The following is an 18,125-nucleotide window of genomic DNA, read 5'->3' on the forward strand; positions in this document are numbered from 1 at the left end:
GCCCCTGTTTCACGTGAAACAGGCCCGCGTGCCTTGACGCGGCCGGAAAGACGGCGTTTCCAGAAGGGGCGGCGCGGGCCGCGCTGGTGTCGCGGACGGCAATGAACGAGCTCACACTCCCGGATGGTTTCGATGTGATCGTGGTCGGCGGCGGCCACGCGGGCTGCGAGGCGGCAGCAGCTGCGGCGCGCACCGGCGCCACGACCGCTTTGCTCACCCATGCCCGCGCCACCATCGGCGCCATGTCCTGCAACCCCGCCATCGGCGGCCTCGGCAAGGGGCATCTGGTGCGGGAGATCGATGCCCTCGATGGCCTGATGGGCCGCGTGGCCGACCAGGGCGGCATCCAGTTCCGCATGCTGAACCGCCGCAAGGGCCCGGCCGTGCGCGGTCCGCGGGCGCAGGCCGACCGCAAGCTCTACGCCCGTGCCATGCAGGCCGCGCTCGCGGCCCAGCCGAACCTCTCGATCATCGAGGGGGAGGCGGATGATCTCATTCTCGCCCATGGCCGCATCGCCGGCGTGCGGCTCGCCGATGGGCGTCGGCTGGCGTGTGGCGCGCTGGTGCTCACCACCGGCACCTTTCTCAACGGCCTCATTCATCTGGGCGAAACCAGCTTCCCCGCCGGACGCATCGGCGAGAAGCCGGCTCTGGGCCTCTCCCCTGCCCTCGCGCGGCTGGGCCTCGCCCTCGGCCGGCTGAAGACCGGCACGCCGGCACGCCTCGACGGGCGCACCATCGACTGGGCGAGCCTGGAGATGCAGGCCGGCGATGATCCGCCCGAGCCGTTCTCGGCGCTGACGACGCGCCTGCCGAACCCGCAGATCGCCTGCGGCATCACCCGCACCACGGACGCGACCCACGCGCTGATCCGCGAGAACCTGTCCCGCTCGGCCATGTATTCCGGCCGCATCGAGAGCACGGGGCCGCGCTACTGCCCCTCGATCGAGGACAAGATCGTCCGCTTCGGCGATCGCGACGGCCACCAGATCTTCCTCGAGCCCGAGGGGCTGGACGATCACACCGTCTATCCCAACGGCCTTTCCACCTCCCTGCCCGCCGAGGTGCAGACCGCCTTCCTGCGCACCATTCCGGGGCTCGAGAAGGTGGAGGTGCTGCGGCCGGGCTATGCCATCGAGTACGACCACGTGGACCCGCGCGAGCTTGCCTCCACGCTGGAGGCGAAGCGCGCGCCGGGCCTGTTCCTCGCCGGGCAGATCAACGGCACCACCGGTTACGAGGAGGCGGCGGCCCAGGGCCTGCTGGCCGGCCTCAATGCGGCGCGGCATGCCGGCGGCGGCGCAGGCGTCGTGCTCGACCGGGCCGAGGCCTATCTGGGCGTGATGGTGGATGATCTCGTGACGCGCGGCGTGAGCGAGCCCTACCGCATGTTCACCTCGCGGGCGGAATATCGCCTGACGCTTCGGGCCGACAATGCCGACCAGCGGCTCACGGCGCGTGGCCTGTCGCTGGGCCTCGTCGGCGCGGAACGGGCCGGGGTGCACGCCCGCCGGACCGCTGCGCTGGAGGCAGCCCGCGCCCTCGCCCGCAGCCTCTCGCTGACGCCCACCGAGGGCGCGCGGCACGGCCTTTCCCTCAACCGCGACGGCCAGCGGCGCAGCGCGTTCGACCTGCTCGCCTATCCGGACATCGACATGGCCCGGCTCGCGGCCATCTGGCCGGAGCTCGGCGCGCTGGCGCCGGCGGTGGCGGAGCAGGTGGAGATCGACGCGAAATACGCCGTGTATCTCGACCGGCAGGCAGCGGACATCTCGATGCTCCGCCGCGACGAGCAGCTCGCCCTGCCGGACGACCTTGCCTATGACCACCTGCCCGGCCTCTCCAACGAGCTGAAGCAGAAGCTGGCGCGGGTGCGGCCGCGCACAGTGGGGCAGGCCGGGCGGATGGAGGGCATGACGCCCGCCGCCCTCGCCCTGCTCGCGACCCACGCGCGGCGCGTCGGCGGTGCGGGACGCTAGCGCCATGTGGATCACGGGGATTGTCACACGCGGCAGCGGAGGACGGGCATGAGGGCGGAGCGGCCGGCGACGGACGCGGCGGCCCGGGCCGCCATCCGCGCGCGCGTTTCACGTGAAACATTCGAGCGGCTGGAGCTGATCGCCGGCCTGCTGGAGAAATGGCAGCGCACCATCAACCTGGTGGCGCCGGCCACGGTGCCGGAGATGTGGAGCCGGCACATCGGCGATTCTTTACAGCTCATTCACCACGTTTCCGAAAAACCCTTGCGCTGGGCCGATCTCGGGTCCGGGGGCGGCTTCCCCGGGCTGGTGGTGGCGGCCGCGCTGGCGGACCGGCCCGGCTCCGACGTGCATCTGGTGGAGAGCGACACCCGCAAGGCCGCCTTCCTGCGCGAGGCGGCGCGCCTGGCCGGATTGCCGGTGACGGTGCATGCCGCCCGTATCGAGCAGGTGGCGCCGCAGATCGCGCCGGGCACCCATGTGGTGTCGGCGCGAGCGCTGGCACCGCTGCCGAAGCTGCTGGACCTTGCCGCGCCGTTCCTTGCTGCGGGGGCGATCGGCCTGTTTCCCAAGGGGCGCGATGCCGAGCGAGAATTGACCGACGCCCTCGGAAGCTGGACACTCGATTTCGAACTCCACCCGAGCGTGAGCGATGCGCACGGCCGGATCCTTCTGGTGAAGAGCGCGCGGCGCGCAAACGCTGCCGCGCCAGCGCCTTCCGCTCCACCGACCGGAGCGGACGCCGCGGGTGGAAGCCCCGAATCACAGCGTCGAGGATGAAGGCGCCATGACTGCTCCGCAGACGACTGAGCCCCAGGTCCCCTCCCCCACCGGGGGTATCCCGGGTGCGCCGCGCGTGCTTGCGCTGGCGAACCAGAAGGGCGGTGTCGGCAAGACCACCACCGCCATCAATCTCGGCACGGCCCTGGCGGCCATCGGCGAGAGCGTGCTGGTGGTGGACCTCGACCCGCAGGGCAACGCCTCCACCGGCCTCGGCATCGACCGGCGGGCCCGCAGCATCTCCACCTACGACGTGCTGGCGGGCGAGGCGACGCTGCGCGAGACGGTGATGGAAACCGGTGTGCCGCATCTGCACGTGGCGCCCTCCACCCTCGACCTGTCCGGGCTGGAGCTGGAGATCGCCAGCGAGCGCGACCGCGCCTTCCGCCTGCGCAACGCCCTCGCCGCGCTGGCCGCCGACCCGGACGCGCCGCGCTTCAGCTACGTATTGGTGGACTGCCCGCCTTCGCTGTCGCTGCTGACGGTGAACGCCATGGCGGCCGCCGATGCCATCGTGGTGCCGCTGCAGTGCGAGTTCTTCGCGCTGGAGGGCCTGTCGCAGCTGATGAAGACGGTGGAGCAGGTGCGGGTGAGCCTGAACCCGACCCTCACCATCCACGGCATCGTGCTCACCATGTATGACGGGCGCAACAACCTGTCCGAGCAGGTGGTGCAGGACGTCCGCCAGTTCATGGGCGACAAGGTGTACGAGACGGTGATCCCCCGCAACGTGCGGGTCTCCGAGGCGCCGTCCTATGGCAAGCCGGTGCTGCTGTATGATCTCAAGTGCCTGGGATCGCAGGCCTATCTGCGCCTTGCCTCGGAAGTGATCCAGCGCGAGCGCGCGGCGCGGGCGGCAGCGGCGGCCTGAGCCGCAAGACCACGGACGGACGACGACGATGGCGGATGAACAGCGCTCCCGGCTCGGTCGCGGCCTCGCCGCGCTCATCGGAGAGATGGAGCCCCAGGCCCCCGCGCCGCGCCCCGGGGCCGGTCGGGGCGGGCCGCGGCGCGTGCCCATCGAGCACGTGCGGCCGAACCCGCGCAATCCGCGCCGCGCCTTCCTGGAGAACGACCTGGAGGACCTCACCGCCTCCATTCGCGAGAAGGGCATCATCCAGCCCATCGTGGTGCGCCCGCTGAAAGGCGTGGACAATTTCGAGATCGTCGCCGGCGAGCGTCGCTGGCGCGCGGCCCAGCGCGCCGCGCTGTACGAGGTGCCGGTGGTGGTGCTGGAGCTGACGGATCGTGAGGCGCTGGAAATCGCCATCATCGAGAACGTCCAGCGCGCCGATCTCAATCCGGTGGAGGAGGCGCAGGGCTACGAGGCCCTGATGCAGGAGTTCGACTACAGCCAGAACGACCTGTCGAAGGTCATCGGCAAGAGCCGCTCCCACGTCGCCAACACCCTGCGCCTGCTGAAGCTGCCGGCGGGGGTGAAGGCCTACCTCGCCGACGGGCGGCTTTCGGCCGGCCACGCGCGCGCTCTCATCGGCAGCCCCGATCCCGAGCGCATGGCCAAGGACGTGGTGGAGAAGGGATTGAGCGTGCGCGAGGTGGAAGCGCTCGCGAAGACCCGCGCCGCCCTCACCGGCGGTGCGCCGCTCGCCGCGCCCAAGGGGAGCAAGCCGGCAGCGCCCGAGCGCAAGAGCGCCGACATCCGGGCGCTGGAGAAGCGCCTGACGGATCTGCTCGGTCTTGGGGTGAGCCTGGAGGGCAGGGGCGAGACGGGCGAGCTGCGCATCAGCTACGCCAGCTTCGAGCAGCTCGACGAGATCTGCCGGCGCCTTGGCCTCGACTGAGGAAACGGGCGCGGAAACAGAAAAAGGCCGCGCGCCGGGACGGCTGCGCGGCCTTCGTCTTTCACAAGATCAGGCGGCGGCCTTGCGGCGGGTCGGCTTCTTGGCGGGAGCGGCCGGGGCCTTCTTGCGGGTCTGGCCGAGGCCCATGTTCTTGGCGAGCTCGGAGCGCGCGGCGGCATAGGCCGGGGCGACCATGGGATAGTCCTTCGGCAGGCCCCACTTCTCGCGATAGGCTTCGGGGGTCATGCCATAGCTGGTGCGCAGGTGGCGCTTCAGCGACTTGAACTTCTTTCCGTCCTCGAGGCAGATGATGTACTCGGGCGTGACGGACTTCTTCACCGGAACGGCGGGCTTCTGCTCTTCCACCACCGGGGCGGCGGGGGTGCCGAGCTGGCCGAGGGCGCGATACACGGACTCGATGAGAGCCGGAAGCTCGGCAGCCGCGACGCTGTTGTTGCTCACGTAAGCGGCCACGATGTCCGCCGTGAAGTCGATGAAGCTCGGCGACGGAATATTGGAAGCGCTGTCGCTCACGGTAGTCCCTTTCTGCTTTGTCGCGGCGATGGGCGGAGCGGGAGGACCCTGCGGCCGGCGCCTCATCGGCAATTTGAACTTTCGCAAATAATCTATAACACCTGCCCCAACAAATACAATCCTGTTGCTTGAAACTCTTTCAAACCCAGCAATAGTGCGGGTTTGTGCGCCGATTGCGGTGCGATCCGGGCCGGCCCGCGAGGCCATTTGAATCTTTGCAGATCGGCGAATCGACCGCATCGACAGATGAAAACATCGGGGCGGGGTAGTCTTGAGCCCCAGAACGGCGGAGCACCCGGTGGCGCTGCCTTGCCGGAGATGGTGCCAAGGTGCCAACGCGATGGTTTCTTCTTGCCGTACGGGACGAAGTACACCGCCTGCTCCGCGCAACTTGAGGTCGAAAGGGGTGAGGGCTCGCCCCGTCCCGCGCATCACCTGACGATGCGCGGCGAGGGTCGCCACTGTCACGGTAAAGCCGGCCATTGGGCCGTGCTGGCGCCGCGGAGAAACTGCGGGTAGTAGATCTCCCGCCGGATCGCCGGCCAGGGGGCAAGCCGGTTCGCCCACCCCCGCCGCCCGAGGAGTTGCCATGCCGCGCGCCGTCGCCGGCCCCGAGATCGAGCGCCTCATCCAGATCCTCGCCCGCCTGCCCGGCCTCGGGCCGCGTTCGGCCCGGCGGGTTGCGCTGCATCTCATCAAGAAGCGCGAGGCGCTGATGGCGCCGCTCGCCGCCGCGCTGACCGAGGCGCACGGCCGGATCGTGGAATGCCGCCGCTGCGGCAACGTGGACGTCTGCGACCCCTGCACCATCTGCACCGACGCCACGCGCGACGGGCGCACCCTTGTGGTGGTGGCGGACGTGGGCGACCTGTGGGCGCTGGAGCGGGCCGGGGCGCTGAACGCCCGCTATCACGTGCTCGGCGGCGTGCTGTCGCCGCTCGACGGCGTGGGGCCGGACGACCTCAACCTCGCCCGTCTGGTCACGCGCGTCCACGAGGAGGAGGTGGGCGAGGTGATCCTCGCGCTCGGCGCCACGGTGGATGGCCAGACCACCGCCCATTACATCGCGGACCTCCTGCGCGACCTGCCGGTGAAGATCACCCGCCTCGCCCAGGGCGTGCCCGTGGGCGGCGAGCTCGACTATCTGGACGAGGGCACGCTGTCCGCCGCCATCCGCTCGCGCACCGGCCTGTGAGCGCGGGTTATTTCAGCAGCGGCTCGTAGCGCCGGTCGGTCAGGGTCTTCAGGAATGCCACCAGCGCGTCGATGCGCCGGTCGTCCAGCGCCGGGCCGATCTCCAGCTCGGTGCGCGAGAGGGTGCCCGGCACCTCCGGCGGCTCGAACGTCCGGCCGGTCTCCGGATTGATGTGCCGCTCCGGGTTGGTGGTGTTGTAGGTGTTGTAGAACAGGATCACCGTTCGCAGGTCCTTGAACACCCCGTTGTGCATGTAGGGGCCGGTGACGGCCACGTTGCGCAGGGTCGGGGTCTTGAACCGGCCCTCCTGCGCGGCCTTGGCCCTGCCGCGAAAGGCCGGGTTGTCGGCCAGTCCCGGATCGTGGCTGTCCGCCTTCAGGCCGGCCGCGGCGCGCGCCGTGGCATTCTTCGGCACGCCGATATTGTGGAACTGGTAGGAGGTGAAGGTCTCCCGCCCGGTGCCGCCCTGCGTGTTGAGCTGGTGGCACTCGCTGCAATTGGTGAACTGCCTGGAGAAGAACAGCACGCGCCCGAGCTCTTCCTGGTCGGTCAGCTTTTCCTCGCCGCGCAGGGAGCGGTCGTATTTGGAATCGAACGGGGCGAACACGTCGCTCGCCTCATAGGCGGCGATGGCCTGCGTCATGGCGCGGAAGCCGCGGGCGGGGCGATCCAGCACGCCCTTGCCGTACAGCGCCTCGAAGGCGGCCACATAGGCGGGATTCTCCTTCAGGCGGGCCACCACGCTCGCGGCGTCGGGCATGCCCATCTCCACCGGGTTCAGCGGCGGGCCGCCGGCCTGCGCGGCGAGCGAGGCGGCGCGCCCGTCGAGGAACATGCCGCCCTGATGGATGCCGGGCTTGGGCGAGCGGCCGAACGGCGGGGTGAAGCGCGCATAGGCGGCGGTCGGCGCGTTGCGCGTGCCGAGCGAGGTGCCGTCATCGCCGAGGGAGACCGCCCCGCCCGCCTGCGGCGTCTCGCGCGGGTCGGTGAAGGCCCGCTCCGGCGCGTGGCAGGTGGCGCAGGACTGGGTGCGGTTGCGCGAGAGGTTCGCATCGAAGAACAGCGCCGCGCCGAGCTGCTCGCGCGTTGCCAGCGCAGGCGCGGCGGGCGCAGGGAGGGCGGGGGCGGGCGCCGCGAGGGGGGCCGCTGGCGGAACGGTGTCCGCGGCGCGCGCCGGTCCCGTGCCGGCCTGTGCGGCAAGGTAAAGCGCGGCAAGGGCAAGCGTTGTTATGGCCGGCGCGACCTTTGCCGCGCGGCCCGGCCCGGATCTTCCTGAAGACGGCACCACGACCTTCGCCTCCGCCGGCACCGCCGGACCGGCAGATGAGGCACCGTCGAACAGCGGGAGGCAATCCGGAGAATTACGCTCCGGCGCTCATTGGAACTGGTCCAGATCCAGGAAAGATGTGCCGATTACTGCAGCATCCGCTCGAAATTGATGACGAACAGCTTCGGGTCGGGCCGCTTGTTGATCTGCAGGTTGGAGAGGGTGACCTGCGTGTCGTAGCCCTGCGGGTCGGTGACCACCCATTGCTTGAGCGCCGAGGTCTTGGCGTCGAACAGGATCAGCAGGCGGTAGGTGCCGAGCATGGGCACCTGCTCCTGCATCACCACCGTGACGTAGCGCTCGTCCTGGAACACGCCCGCCACGTGCGGATCGGTGGCGAGGTCGATGTGCTCGGCCAGCAGGAAGCGCAGCGGGGTCTGCGACAGGGGCGTCACGTCCTGCGTGTTCAGGCGGCGGTCGCGCACCGCCACCGACTGGCCGTTGGAGATGAGCTCCACCGGGCTCGGCGGGTCATACTCGAAGCGCACGCGGCCCGGCTTCTGCATGTAGAAGTCGCCGGAGCGCTTGGTGCCGTCGGGGTCGATCTGGGTGAACTGGCCGCTGAGGGCCTGCACCGAATTGTAATAGGCGGTCACCCGGTCGATGGTGGCGCGGGTGGCCTTGCCGTCCGCCGGGGCGGCGTTCGGTGCCGCCGCGGGCGCCTGCTGCGGGGCCGGCTTGGCCGCCGGGCGCGGCGCGTTCTGCGCCTGGCCCTGCGGGCGCATCAGGTCGCCGGGCGGCTGGATCGCCTGCGCCAGCGCGCCTCCGGTCCACAGGACGGCGAGGCCAAGGCCCGCGGCGAGGGCGAGGCCGCGCCGGTGAGCGCCACGATGCCGGCGGGCGGAGCTGCCTCCGATGGAGCGGGGGGAGGCGTCGAAATGGCGGCTCGGCATCATGGGGCTCTCTGGCGCGGCTTCGGCGGGAAGCGCGCGGTGGGGTGAACCTTGGCTCGCGACATGGCCCCGCCGGTGAACGGCGCGATCGGTCTGCGGCTCGTGCATCATACTCTCTGCCGCCCCGCTATGGCGAACGTATGGCCCGATCCCGCAACGAGAGGGGGGCACGGCGGCGGGGCCGGGGCGGGCGCCCCGCTATTCGGCGGCCTCCTCCGGCAGCAGGATCTCCCGCTTGCCGGCATGGTTGGGCGATCCCACCACGCCTTCCTTCTCCATCCGCTCCACCAGCGAGGCGGCGCGATTGTAGCCGATCTGCAGCCGGCGCTGGATGTAGGAGGTGGAGCACTTGCGGTCGCGCATCACCACGCCGACCGCCTGCGAGTAGAGGTCCTGCCCCTCCTCGCCGAACCCGCCCTTGTCGAACACCGCGCCGTCCTCGTCCTCGCCCTCGGCGTCGTCCTCGGCGGTGACGGCCTCCACATAGGCGGGGGCGCCCTGGGCCTTGAGGTGCTTCACCACGCTCTCCACCTCCTCGTCGGTGACGAAGGGGCCGTGCACGCGGGAGATGCGCCCGCCGCCGGCCATGTAGAGCATGTCGCCCTGGCCCAGCAGCTGCTCGGCGCCCATCTCGCCGAGGATGGTGCGGCTGTCGATCTTGCTCGTCACCTGGAACGAGATGCGGGTGGGAAAATTGGCCTTGATGGTGCCGGTGATGACGTCCACCGACGGGCGCTGCGTCGCCATGACGAGATGGATGCCGGCGGCGCGCGCCATCTGGGCGAGGCGCTGGATGGCGCCTTCGATGTCCTTGCCCGCCACCAGCATCAGGTCGGCCATCTCGTCGACGATGACGACGATGTAGGGCAGGGGCTCGAGGTTCATCTCCTCGCGCTCGTAGATGGCCTCGCCGGTGTCGTGGTCGAAGCCGGTCTGCACCGTGCGGGCGAGGCTCTCGCCCCGGTCGGTGGCCTCGCGCACCCGGGCGTTGAAGCCATCGATGTTGCGGACGCCGAGCTTCGACATCTTCTTGTAGCGGTCCTCCATCTCCTTCACCGCCCATTTGAGGGCAACCACCGCCTTCTTGGGATCGGTGACCACGGGCGCGAGCAGGTGGGGGATGCCGTCGTAGACGCTGAGCTCCAGCATCTTCGGGTCCACCATGATCAGGCGGCACTGCTCCGGCTTCATCCGGTAGAGCAGGGACAGGATCATGGTGTTGATGGCCACCGACTTGCCCGAGCCGGTGGTGCCGGCCACCAGGAGGTGCGGCATGCGGGCGAGGTCCACGATCACCGGATCGCCGCCGATGGTCTTGCCGAGCGCGATCGCCAGCTTGTGGCCGCTGTCGCCGAAGTCGCGGGTGGCGAGCAGCTCACGCAGCAGCACCTTGTCGCGCTTCTGGTTGGGCAGCTCGATGCCGATGGCGTTGCGGCCCGGCACCACCGCCACGCGGGCGGAGACCGCGCTCATGGAGCGGGCGATGTCGTCGGCGAGGCCGATGACGCGGGAGGACTTGATGCCCGGGGCGGGCTCCAGCTCGTACAGCGTCACCACCGGGCCGGGGCGCACCTGGCCGATCTCGCCGCGCACGCCGAAGTCCTGAAGCGTCGCCTCGAGGTGCCGGGCGGTCTCGGAGAGGGCCTCGGGGCTCATGGCCGGCGCCTTGCTGGCGGCGGGCGGGGCGAGCAGGTCGAGAGAGGGATGCTGGTAGCCGGCGCGGCGCGCGCCACGGCGCCCGGCCTCGCGGCGGCTGGCGCGGCTGGTGCGCGGCTCGGCGGCGGACGCGGTCGTGGCGGCGAGGGGGGCGTGCGCCTCTCCGGCGTCGCTTGTGCCGGCTTCGCCGTTCATGCGGGGCTCGACCCGGCCGCCTGTGGCGCGCACGGGCGCCTCGCCCGCCACCCGGGCGGCCGCGGGACGCCGGCCCATGAGGCCACGCCCGGAAAGCCGGGCCTTCCACGACAGGAAGGTGTGGGTGAGGGCGCCGAGCGAAATGGAATGGCCGTCGTCGTCCTCGTCCTCGTCGCCCATCTCGCCGGGCAGCTCGGTCTCGGGCGCGAGCGTGAGGGGAGTGCGCCGGCCGCCGCTGACGGCGAAGAACAGGCCGCTGACGCCCACCGCGAGGCCGAGGGCGCCGATCACGATGGCATCGAGCACGCCCGGCTGGCCGCCGCGGATGGCGCCGGCCGCGCGCGGGAACAGGTCGCCCAGCGCCCCGCCGAGGCCGGTCAGCCCCGGCCAGAAGTCCGGCCGCGGGAACACGCCAAGGAAGGCGGTGCAGCCCAGCACGCCGAGCAGCCAGGCGGTGGCGCGCATGCTCTCGCGGCTGAACGGGCGATGGGTCATCAGCCGCCAGCCGTAATAGAGCGGCGGCAGCAGAACCGCGAGCGCGGCAAGGCCGAACAGCTGCACCAGAAGGTCCGCCACCACCGCGCCCGGCCAGCCGAGCAGGTTGGTGACGGGGGCGTGGGTGGCGTTGGAGAGGCTCGGGTCGGCGGCCGACCAGGTGCCCAGCGCCACGAAGGCCGTGAGCGTCGCCACCACCAGCCCGGTGCCGATGATCTCGCGCCCGCGCCGGCGCACGGCGAGCCGCACGCTTTCGGGAATGATGTCGAGGCGCGGCGCCTGTGGCTGCATGCGCGTATGCAGCACGGCATCGGCGGCGGGGCGGCGGCGGGCCGTCGGCATCGGCACGGCTCTCCTTCAGCTGAGCCCGGCGACGAGGCGGGTCAGCACCTCCTCGCAGGCGGGCAGGTCCTGGACCAGGGCGACGCGGAGGAAGTCCGCGCTGGGATTGGCGCCGGTGAGGTCGCGCCGGGCGAGGTAGCCGCCCGGAACGGTGCGCAGGCCCTGCTCGCGCCAGAGCTTCACGGCCGCCGCCTCGCCGCCGGACAGGCGTTCCGAGGCGAGGTGCGACACGTCGAGCCACAGGAAGAAGCCGCCGCCGGGGCGCTCATAGCCGAAGCGGCCGGCGAGCAGCCGGTCGGCGAGATCGAACTTGGCGGCGTAGAGATCGCGCGAGGCGGCCACGTGCGCCTCGTCCTCCAGCGCCGCCACCGCCACCGCCTGCAAGGGCTCGGGCACCTGCGGCGCCGCCACCCAGCGGAAGGCGAGGAAGTCCTTCAGGAAGGCGGGATCGCCGGCGCAGAAGCCGCAGCGCAGGCCGGGCAAAGACGAGCGCTTGGACAGGGAGTTGAACGCCACGGCGCGGCTGAAGTCGTTGCCTGCCACCTCAAGGATGCCGGGCGGCTTCTCCGCGCCCAGATAGATCTCCGAATAGCATTCGTCGGCGAACAGGAAGGCGCCGTGGCGCCGCGCCAGCTCCAGCGCGCGCCCGAGGTAGGCGGCGGAGGCGATGGCGCCCTGCGGATTGGCGGGCGAGGCCACATAGATGGCGACCGTGCGGTCGAGCAGAGCGGGGTCGAGGGCGTCGAGGTCGGGCAGCCAGCCGCTCTCGCGGGTGGTGGGCACCACCACCGCCTCGCAGCCGGCCGCTTCGGCGCCGGCGGCATAGGCGGCATAGAAGGGGTTGGGCAGCAGCATGGCCGGCCGCCCGTTCGCGCCCTTGGCGGGATCGGTGAGGCGTTGCGCCACGATGGCGGCGGAGAACAGGCCCTCGCGCGAGCCGTTGAGCGCCAGCACCTCGCGCTCCGGGTCCACCGGGCGGGCGAGGTCGTAGCGGCGCTCCAGCCAGCGGGCGGCGGCGGCGCGGAAGGTGGGCGTGCCCTCGGCGCGCGGGTAGCGGCCGAAGCCGGGCAAAGCCTGCGACAGCACCGGGCCGACGAAGGCCGGCATGGCGTGCTGCGGCTCGCCCACCGCGGCGCTGAGCGGCTGGCGGCCGGGCTCGATCCCCGCCAGCAGGTCGGCGAGGCGGATGAAGGGCGAGCGGCGGTCTTCAGGAGGCGCGGCGACGGGAGCTGGCACGGGCGGGCGGCTTCTTCTGGCACGGGTCATGGTCCCCGCCAGAATGCGTCGCGCCGGGTTAAGGTGCGGCTAACTCAAATGGGAAAGCGACAGGTCACGTCCCGGCGAGCGATGCCGAGCACCGGGCGCGAACGATCAGGACTGCGCCAGCACCTCGCGCGCCTGCCGGGCGTCCTCGTGGATCTGCGACACGAGGGCGTCGACGCCGTCGAACTTCAGCTCCGGCCGCAGGTAGGCGTGGAATTCCACCTCCAGCGTCGCGCCATAGAGGTCGCCGGCGAAATCGAACAGGTGCACCTCCAGCAGCGCGCGGCCGTTGTCGAAGGTGGGCCGGCGGCCGTAGCTCGCGACCCCGTCGAAGCGGCCGAGGGGCGTCGCCGCGCGCACCGCATAGATGCCGAAGGCGAGATCCAGCTCCGGCGGCAGGGCGAGGTTGGCGGTGGGATAGCCCAGCTGCCGGCCGCGCTTCTCGCCGTGGATCACCTCGGCCTCCACCGCGAACGGACGGCCCAGCATGTGCGCGGCATGGCCCACCTGCCCGGAGGCCAGCGCCTGGCGCACGGCGGTGGAGGAGATGGCATCGCCCTCGTCGCGCATGGGCTCCACCACCGTCACCGCGAAGCCATGCCGGCGGCCGGCCTCCTCCAGGAAGGCGGGGGAGCCGGCGCGGGCGCGGCCGAAGTGGAAATCGAAGCCCACCGCGACGCCGGTGACGCCATAGCGCCCCACCAGAATGTCGCGCACGAAGGCTTCCGCCTCCATGGAGGCGAGCGCCGCGTCGAACGGCAGCACGATGGCGCCGGCAAGCCCCACCTCGGCGATATGACGCAGCTTGCGCGCCTCGGGCGTGAGGCGGAACGGGGCGGTGGCGGCGTTGAAGAAGGTGCGCGGGTGCGGCTCGAAGGTGAGCGCGACCGCGGGCACGCCGGCACCGGCGGCCATGCGCAGGGCGGTGTCGAACACCGCGCGGTGACCGCGATGCACACCGTCGAAATTGCCGATGGCCACCACCGGCCGGGCCAGATCCGCCGGAAGCGGCTCGGTGCCGCGCACGAGGACGAAATCGGGGACGGGGCTCTGTGTCATCGGCGGGCGGCAGCCTTGCCTTCGTTCGGGAGGCCGGCCTAGGAGCCCGGCCTCCGCGCGAGCGGGGCGGCCGGTATCCTTGCGCCGACGCATGTTTCTGTCGCGGGCCGGAGGGGCCCGCGCCCCGACGCTCTAGAGCATTTTCGTGCGAAGTGGAAACCGCTTCGCGTCAAGAAAATGCGTCAGCCGCCGGCCCGCGACCGTCAGCTCCGCCTCACCACACCAGCCGGCCCATGACGCCGCGCGGATGGGCGTGGCCGGTGAACAGCTCGGCGAGGGATTCGGTGTCCGGGATCGCGCCGTCGATGGACTTCAGCTCCTGCGCGTGGATGCCGCCGGAGATGAACAGGCTGTCGAAGCCGGCATCGTTGGCGCCGGCGATGTCGGTGCGCAGTGCATCGCCGATGCCGAGCACCTTCTCGCGGTCGATGGCGCCGCCGCGGATCACCTCGGCGCGGGCGAAGGCGGTGTCGTAGATGGGCCGGTAGGGCTTGCCGCACCACACCGCCTTGCCGCCGATCTCCTCATAGGCCTGGGCGATGGCGCCGGCGCAGAAGATCAGCTTGTCGCCGCGCTCCACCACCAGGTCGGGATTGGCGCAGATGAGCGTGAGGTCCCGCGCCTTCATGGCGGCGAGGGTGTCGCGGTAGTGCTCCGGGGTCTCCACCTCGTCGTCGAACAGGCCGGTGCAGACCACGAGGCTCGCGTCCGCGAGCCCGGCGAGGGTGAGGTCGAGCCCGTCATAGGTGGAGAGGTCGCGCTCCGGGCCGAGGTGGTAGACGCGGGCGCCGGCGCGGGCGGCCAGCATCTCGCGCGTCACGTCGCCGGAGGTGACGATGGCGTCATAGGCGGTGCGCGGCACGCCGAGGCCGTCGAGCATCTTCACCACGAACGGGTTGGGGCGCGGCGCATTGGAGACCAGCACCACCGTCGCCCCCTGCGCGCGATAGCGGGTGAGCGCCTCGCCCGCCGAGGCGAAGGCCGCGACGCCGTTGTGCAGCACGCCCCACACATCGCACAGGATCAGGTCGTACTGGCCGGCATAGACGGAGAGGCCCGGCACCAGCGGGGGGGCATGGGGGTGGATCCTGAGGGTGCCGTTGCTGGCGTCGGCCATGGTGCCTCTCCTGTTGTGCAGCGCACAGGTGCCACGGCGGGCGGGGTTCCACAAGGCCGGCGGCGGGGTGCGGGGCGCGCGCCGGGCGCATGGATGCGAGCAGACGCGCGGATCACCCGAACTTCCGCCGACCGGCGCAGAGGGTCACGATGGCGGTTCGACCGCGCCGCGCTTCCGGCGTGGCCTGGCGGGCCGACCTGCGATCAGCGCCGACGCATTCCGCCATCCGCTCCAGCCGGAAGGGGCGCCGCGCTTCGGCGCCTCCACCACAGGCGCGACTAGGACCCGGCACAATTGCGCCGGCCGGGCATCGGCCCGGCCCTGCCTCAGGGGTGCCCCTTGCCGGGCATGCCATGGGGTGGCTTGCCGGGGTGTCCGTGCGGATGGCCCATGCCGTGCGGATTACCGTGCGGATTGCCATGGGGGCTGCCGTGCGGGTGCCCGTGGGGCGATCCGCCGGGATGGCCGGAGGGGGCCGGCTCCTTGGGCGGGGCGGGGCGCGGACGCACCGTGACGCCGGGCACCTGGCTCACCAGATCGCGGAAGGCATCGCCCCGCACCTCGAAATTGGGGAACTGGTCGAAGCTGGCGCAGGCGGGCGAGAGCAGCACCACCGGCTCGGCGATGGCGGAGGCCTCGGCGTCGCGGGTGGCGGCGTCCACCGCCTTGTCCAGCGTGCCGACCACTTCATGCGGCACCGCGTTGGCGAGCGTGCCGGCGAAGGCGTCCGCCGCCTCGCCGATCAGATAGGCCTTCGCCACCCGGTCGAACAACGGCGCCAGCGGATCGATGCCGCCCGCCTTGGGCTTGCCGCCGGCGATCCAGAAGATGCCGCGGAAGCTCGACAGGGCGCGCTCCGCCGCATCCGCATTGGTGGCCTTGGAATCGTTGACGAACAGCACCTTGCCCTTGGTGCCCACCTCTTCCATGCGATGGGCGAGGCCGGGGAAGCGCTTCATGGCGACGGCGATCACCTCGGGCGCGACGCCCACCGCGCGGCAGGCGGCAAAGGCGGCGGCGGCGTTCTGCGCATTGTGCGCGCCGCGCAGCGAGCCGATGCCGCCCAGCGGCAGGCGGAAGCGCTCGGCCCCGCCCTCGGACACCACCAGGCTCTCGCCCTCGCGCCAGATGCCGTCGGGCAGCGGCCGGCGCACGGAGACGCGCACCACATGGGTCCCGGCCCGCTCGGCGCGGTCGGCCATGGCGGCGGAGAAGTCGTCGTCCACCCCCACCACGGCGGTGCCGCCGCCCTCGACCCCGGTCACCAGCCGCTCCTTGACGGCGGCGTAATTCTCGAGCGTGCCGTGGCGGTCGAGATGATCCGGCGTCACGTTCAGCATCACCCCCACCGACGGGTCGAGGCTGGGGGCCAGATCGATCTGGTAGGAGGAGCATTCCACCACATGCACGCGGCCCGGCTTGGGCGGGGCCAGCGAGAGGATGGCGGTGCCGATGTTGCCGCCCATCTGCACGTCGCGCCCCGCCACCCGCAGGATGTGGGTGATCAGCGCCGTGGTGGTGGACTTGCCGTTGGTGCCGGTGATGGCGATGAACGGTGAGCGGCGGGCGATGGCGTGGCGCTCGCGGCAGAACAGCTCGATGTCGCCGATGATCTCGACCCCCGCCGCCTGCGCCAGCTTCACCGACCAGTGCGGCTCGGGATGGGTCAACGGCACGCCGGGGGCGAGGATCAGCGCCTGGACGATGGTCCAGTCGATGGAGCGCAGGTCCTGCACCAGGATGCCGGCCTCGCCGGCCTTGCGGCGCGAGGCCTCGGAATCGTCATAGGCGACGACGGTGGCGCCGCCGGCCTTCAGGGCCTCGGCGGTGGCGAGCCCGGAGCCGCCGAGCCCGAAAAGGGCGACGGTCCGGTCCTTGAACACGGTGACGGGGATCATGGCGGTAAAATCGTCCGTTAGGGCAATCGGGTCCAGCCACCCGTCTAGAGCATGACACGCAAAAGTGCGACGCTCTTTCGTCGGCTCCCGCCGGTCGGTCCGGCCGCCGATCGTGACGATACGGGAAATCCCGTGGTTGACCGCGCGCTACATTCATAACATTGAATGTCATGAGATCCGAAGGATGGGAGCGCGAAATGGTTGCAAACGTGGGTGGGATCGATCGGGTGCTGCGGTTCATTGCCGGGGTCGTGCTGATCCTGGTGCCGTTCGCGGCTCCCTCCGTGCCGGCGCTGGGCGGGCTCGGCCAATGGGCGTGGCTGATCGGCGCCGTCGGCCTCGTGATGCTGCTGACCGCCGTCTTCCGCTTCTGCCCGGCCTATCCGCTGCTGGGCATCAACACCTGCGGGCGGAGGTGAGGGCGCTCCAGCGCCCCGCCGCATGAAAAAGGCCCGCGGGAAGTGCTCCCGCGGGCCTTTTTATATCAGGGCCGTGTCGCTCTCACCTGAGCTTCAGCGTGGCGAGGCCGGCGAGCGCCAGCACCACGGCGATGATCCAGAAGCGGATGACCACCTGCGGCTCGGTCCAGCCCAGCTGCTCGAAATGGTGGTGGATGGGCGCCATCTTGAACACGCGCCGGCCGGTGAGCTTGAACGACACCACCTGCACGATCACCGAGACCGCCTCCAGCACGAACAGGCCGCCCACCACGGCGAGCACGATCTCATGCTTGGTGGCCACCGCCACCGTGCCGAGCAGGCCGCCCAGCGCCAGCGATCCGGTATCGCCCATGAACACCTGCGCGGGCGGCGCGTTGAACCACAGGAAGCCGAGGCCCGCGCCCATCACCGCGCCGCAGACCACCGCCAGCTCGCCGACGCTCGCCACATAGTGGATCTGCAGGTAATCGGCGAAGCGCACGTTGCCGGAGAGATAGGCGATGAGGCCGAAGGTGCCGGCCGCGATCATCACCGGCACGATGGCGAGGCCGTCGAGCCCGTCGGTGAGGTTCACCGCATTGCCCGCCGCGACGATGACGAACATGCCGAAGATGGCGAAGAACACGCCGAGGTTCAGCAGCAGGTCCTTGAAGAAGGGAAAGGCCACCGAGGTGGACAGGCCGCTCTTGCCGAACGTCATGATGATGACGACCGCGACCCCGGCGATGGCCGCCTCGATGGCGAGGCGCACCTTGCCGGACAGGCCGTTGTGGGTCTGCTTCGTCACCTTCAGGTAGTCGTCGTAGAAGCCGATGAGGCCGAAGCCCAGCGTCACCAGCAGCACCGACCAGACGTAGACGTTGGACAGGTTGGCCCACAGCAGCGTCGCCACCACGATGCCCGACAGGATCATCAGCCCGCCCATGGTGGGCGTGCCCTTCTTGGTGAGCAGGTGCGACTGCGGCCCGTCGGTGCGGATCGGCTGGCCCTTGCCCTGCTTGAGCCGCAGGGTGGAGATCATGCCGGGGCCGAACAGGAACACGAACAGCAGCGCCGTGACCACGGCGCCGCCGGTGCGGAAGGTGATGTAGCGGAAGACGTTGAAGGCGGAAAACGACTGGTGGAGTTCGGCAAGCCACTGGAGCATGAG

The 18,125-nt window shown here is 71.0% G+C and carries 15 protein-coding genes; 6 read left to right on the forward strand and 9 right to left on the reverse strand.

Features of this window, described 5'->3' with window-relative positions; all coding sequences use genetic code 11:
- Positions 1–101: 101 nt before the first annotated feature.
- From mnmG to V5F49_RS10920, 4 genes are read left to right on the forward strand one after another with little or no spacing between them, the layout of a single operon-like run.
- The gene (gene mnmG / locus V5F49_RS10905; RefSeq protein ID WP_394115780.1) at positions 102–1,979 is read left to right on the forward strand and encodes a tRNA uridine-5-carboxymethylaminomethyl(34) synthesis enzyme MnmG; all 1,878 of its coding nucleotides are present in this window, start codon (positions 102–104) and stop codon (positions 1,977–1,979) included.
- Positions 1,980–2,027: 48 nt separating this feature from the next.
- A complete protein-coding gene (gene rsmG / locus V5F49_RS10910) occupies positions 2,028–2,759 on the forward strand; it encodes a 16S rRNA (guanine(527)-N(7))-methyltransferase RsmG (protein ID WP_394115779.1) in 732 nt (243 codons plus the stop codon).
- A 7-nt stretch (positions 2,760–2,766) separates the two neighbouring features.
- Complete coding sequence (locus tag V5F49_RS10915) at positions 2,767–3,630, forward strand: ParA family protein (protein WP_394115778.1); 864 nt, start codon at positions 2,767–2,769, stop codon at positions 3,628–3,630.
- Between the two features lie 28 nt (positions 3,631–3,658).
- Entirely contained in the window at positions 3,659–4,561 is a 903-nt protein-coding gene (locus V5F49_RS10920; RefSeq protein WP_394115777.1) for a ParB/RepB/Spo0J family partition protein, read from the forward strand.
- Positions 4,562–4,630: 69 nt separating this feature from the next.
- Here V5F49_RS10920 and V5F49_RS10925 read toward each other — a convergent pair whose 3' ends face one another.
- The gene (locus V5F49_RS10925) at positions 4,631–5,095 is read right to left on the reverse strand and encodes a Ros/MucR family transcriptional regulator (protein WP_394115776.1); all 465 of its coding nucleotides are present in this window, start codon (positions 5,093–5,095) and stop codon (positions 4,631–4,633) included.
- A 589-nt stretch (positions 5,096–5,684) separates the two neighbouring features.
- Between V5F49_RS10925 and recR the strand changes: the two genes are divergently transcribed.
- On the forward strand, positions 5,685–6,290 hold the full coding sequence (gene recR / locus V5F49_RS10930; protein ID WP_394115775.1) for a recombination mediator RecR: 606 nt from the start codon (positions 5,685–5,687) through the stop codon (positions 6,288–6,290).
- A gap of 7 nt (positions 6,291–6,297) precedes the next feature.
- On the opposite strand, the gene V5F49_RS10935 is transcribed toward recR, so the two are convergent.
- The 7 genes from V5F49_RS10935 to murD form a co-directional block, all read right to left on the reverse strand.
- Positions 6,298–7,578, reverse strand: a complete 1,281-nt coding sequence (locus V5F49_RS10935; RefSeq protein ID WP_394115774.1) for a cytochrome-c peroxidase — start codon at positions 7,576–7,578, stop codon at positions 6,298–6,300.
- 125 nt (positions 7,579–7,703) lie between these two features.
- Positions 7,704–8,513: a LolA family protein gene (locus tag V5F49_RS10940; RefSeq protein ID WP_394115773.1), complete on the reverse strand. Its 810-nt coding sequence runs from the start codon at positions 8,511–8,513 to the stop codon at positions 7,704–7,706.
- Positions 8,514–8,708: 195 nt separating this feature from the next.
- Positions 8,709–11,198 (reverse strand): DNA translocase FtsK, encoded by a 2,490-nt coding sequence (locus tag V5F49_RS10945; RefSeq protein WP_445329375.1) that lies wholly within the window; start codon positions 11,196–11,198, stop codon positions 8,709–8,711.
- 15 nt (positions 11,199–11,213) lie between these two features.
- The gene (locus V5F49_RS10950; protein WP_394115772.1) at positions 11,214–12,464 is read right to left on the reverse strand and encodes an aminotransferase class I/II-fold pyridoxal phosphate-dependent enzyme; all 1,251 of its coding nucleotides are present in this window, start codon (positions 12,462–12,464) and stop codon (positions 11,214–11,216) included.
- 105 nt (positions 12,465–12,569) lie between these two features.
- Positions 12,570–13,520: a bifunctional riboflavin kinase/FAD synthetase gene (locus V5F49_RS10955; protein ID WP_394115771.1), complete on the reverse strand. Its 951-nt coding sequence runs from the start codon at positions 13,518–13,520 to the stop codon at positions 12,570–12,572.
- Between the two features lie 214 nt (positions 13,521–13,734).
- Positions 13,735–14,637, reverse strand: coding sequence for a TIGR01459 family HAD-type hydrolase (locus tag V5F49_RS10960; protein WP_394115770.1), 903 nt, complete (start codon positions 14,635–14,637; stop codon positions 13,735–13,737).
- Between the two features lie 326 nt (positions 14,638–14,963).
- Positions 14,964–16,535, reverse strand: a complete 1,572-nt coding sequence (murD, locus tag V5F49_RS10965) for a UDP-N-acetylmuramoyl-L-alanine--D-glutamate ligase (protein ID WP_394115769.1) — start codon at positions 16,533–16,535, stop codon at positions 14,964–14,966.
- A gap of 197 nt (positions 16,536–16,732) precedes the next feature.
- Here murD and V5F49_RS10970 point away from each other — a divergent pair, with 197 nt between their 5' ends.
- On the forward strand, positions 16,733–16,954 hold the full coding sequence (locus tag V5F49_RS10970; protein WP_394115768.1) for a YgaP family membrane protein: 222 nt from the start codon (positions 16,733–16,735) through the stop codon (positions 16,952–16,954).
- Positions 16,955–17,036: 82 nt separating this feature from the next.
- On the opposite strand, the gene mraY is transcribed toward V5F49_RS10970, so the two are convergent.
- Positions 17,037–18,122, reverse strand: a complete 1,086-nt coding sequence (mraY, locus tag V5F49_RS10975) for a phospho-N-acetylmuramoyl-pentapeptide-transferase (RefSeq protein WP_394115767.1) — start codon at positions 18,120–18,122, stop codon at positions 17,037–17,039.
- Between the last annotated feature and the right edge of the window lie 3 nt (positions 18,123–18,125).

The organism is Xanthobacter lutulentifluminis (assembly GCF_043194675.2).
In the GTDB taxonomy this organism is placed as follows: Bacteria; Pseudomonadota; Alphaproteobacteria; order Rhizobiales; family Xanthobacteraceae; genus Xanthobacter.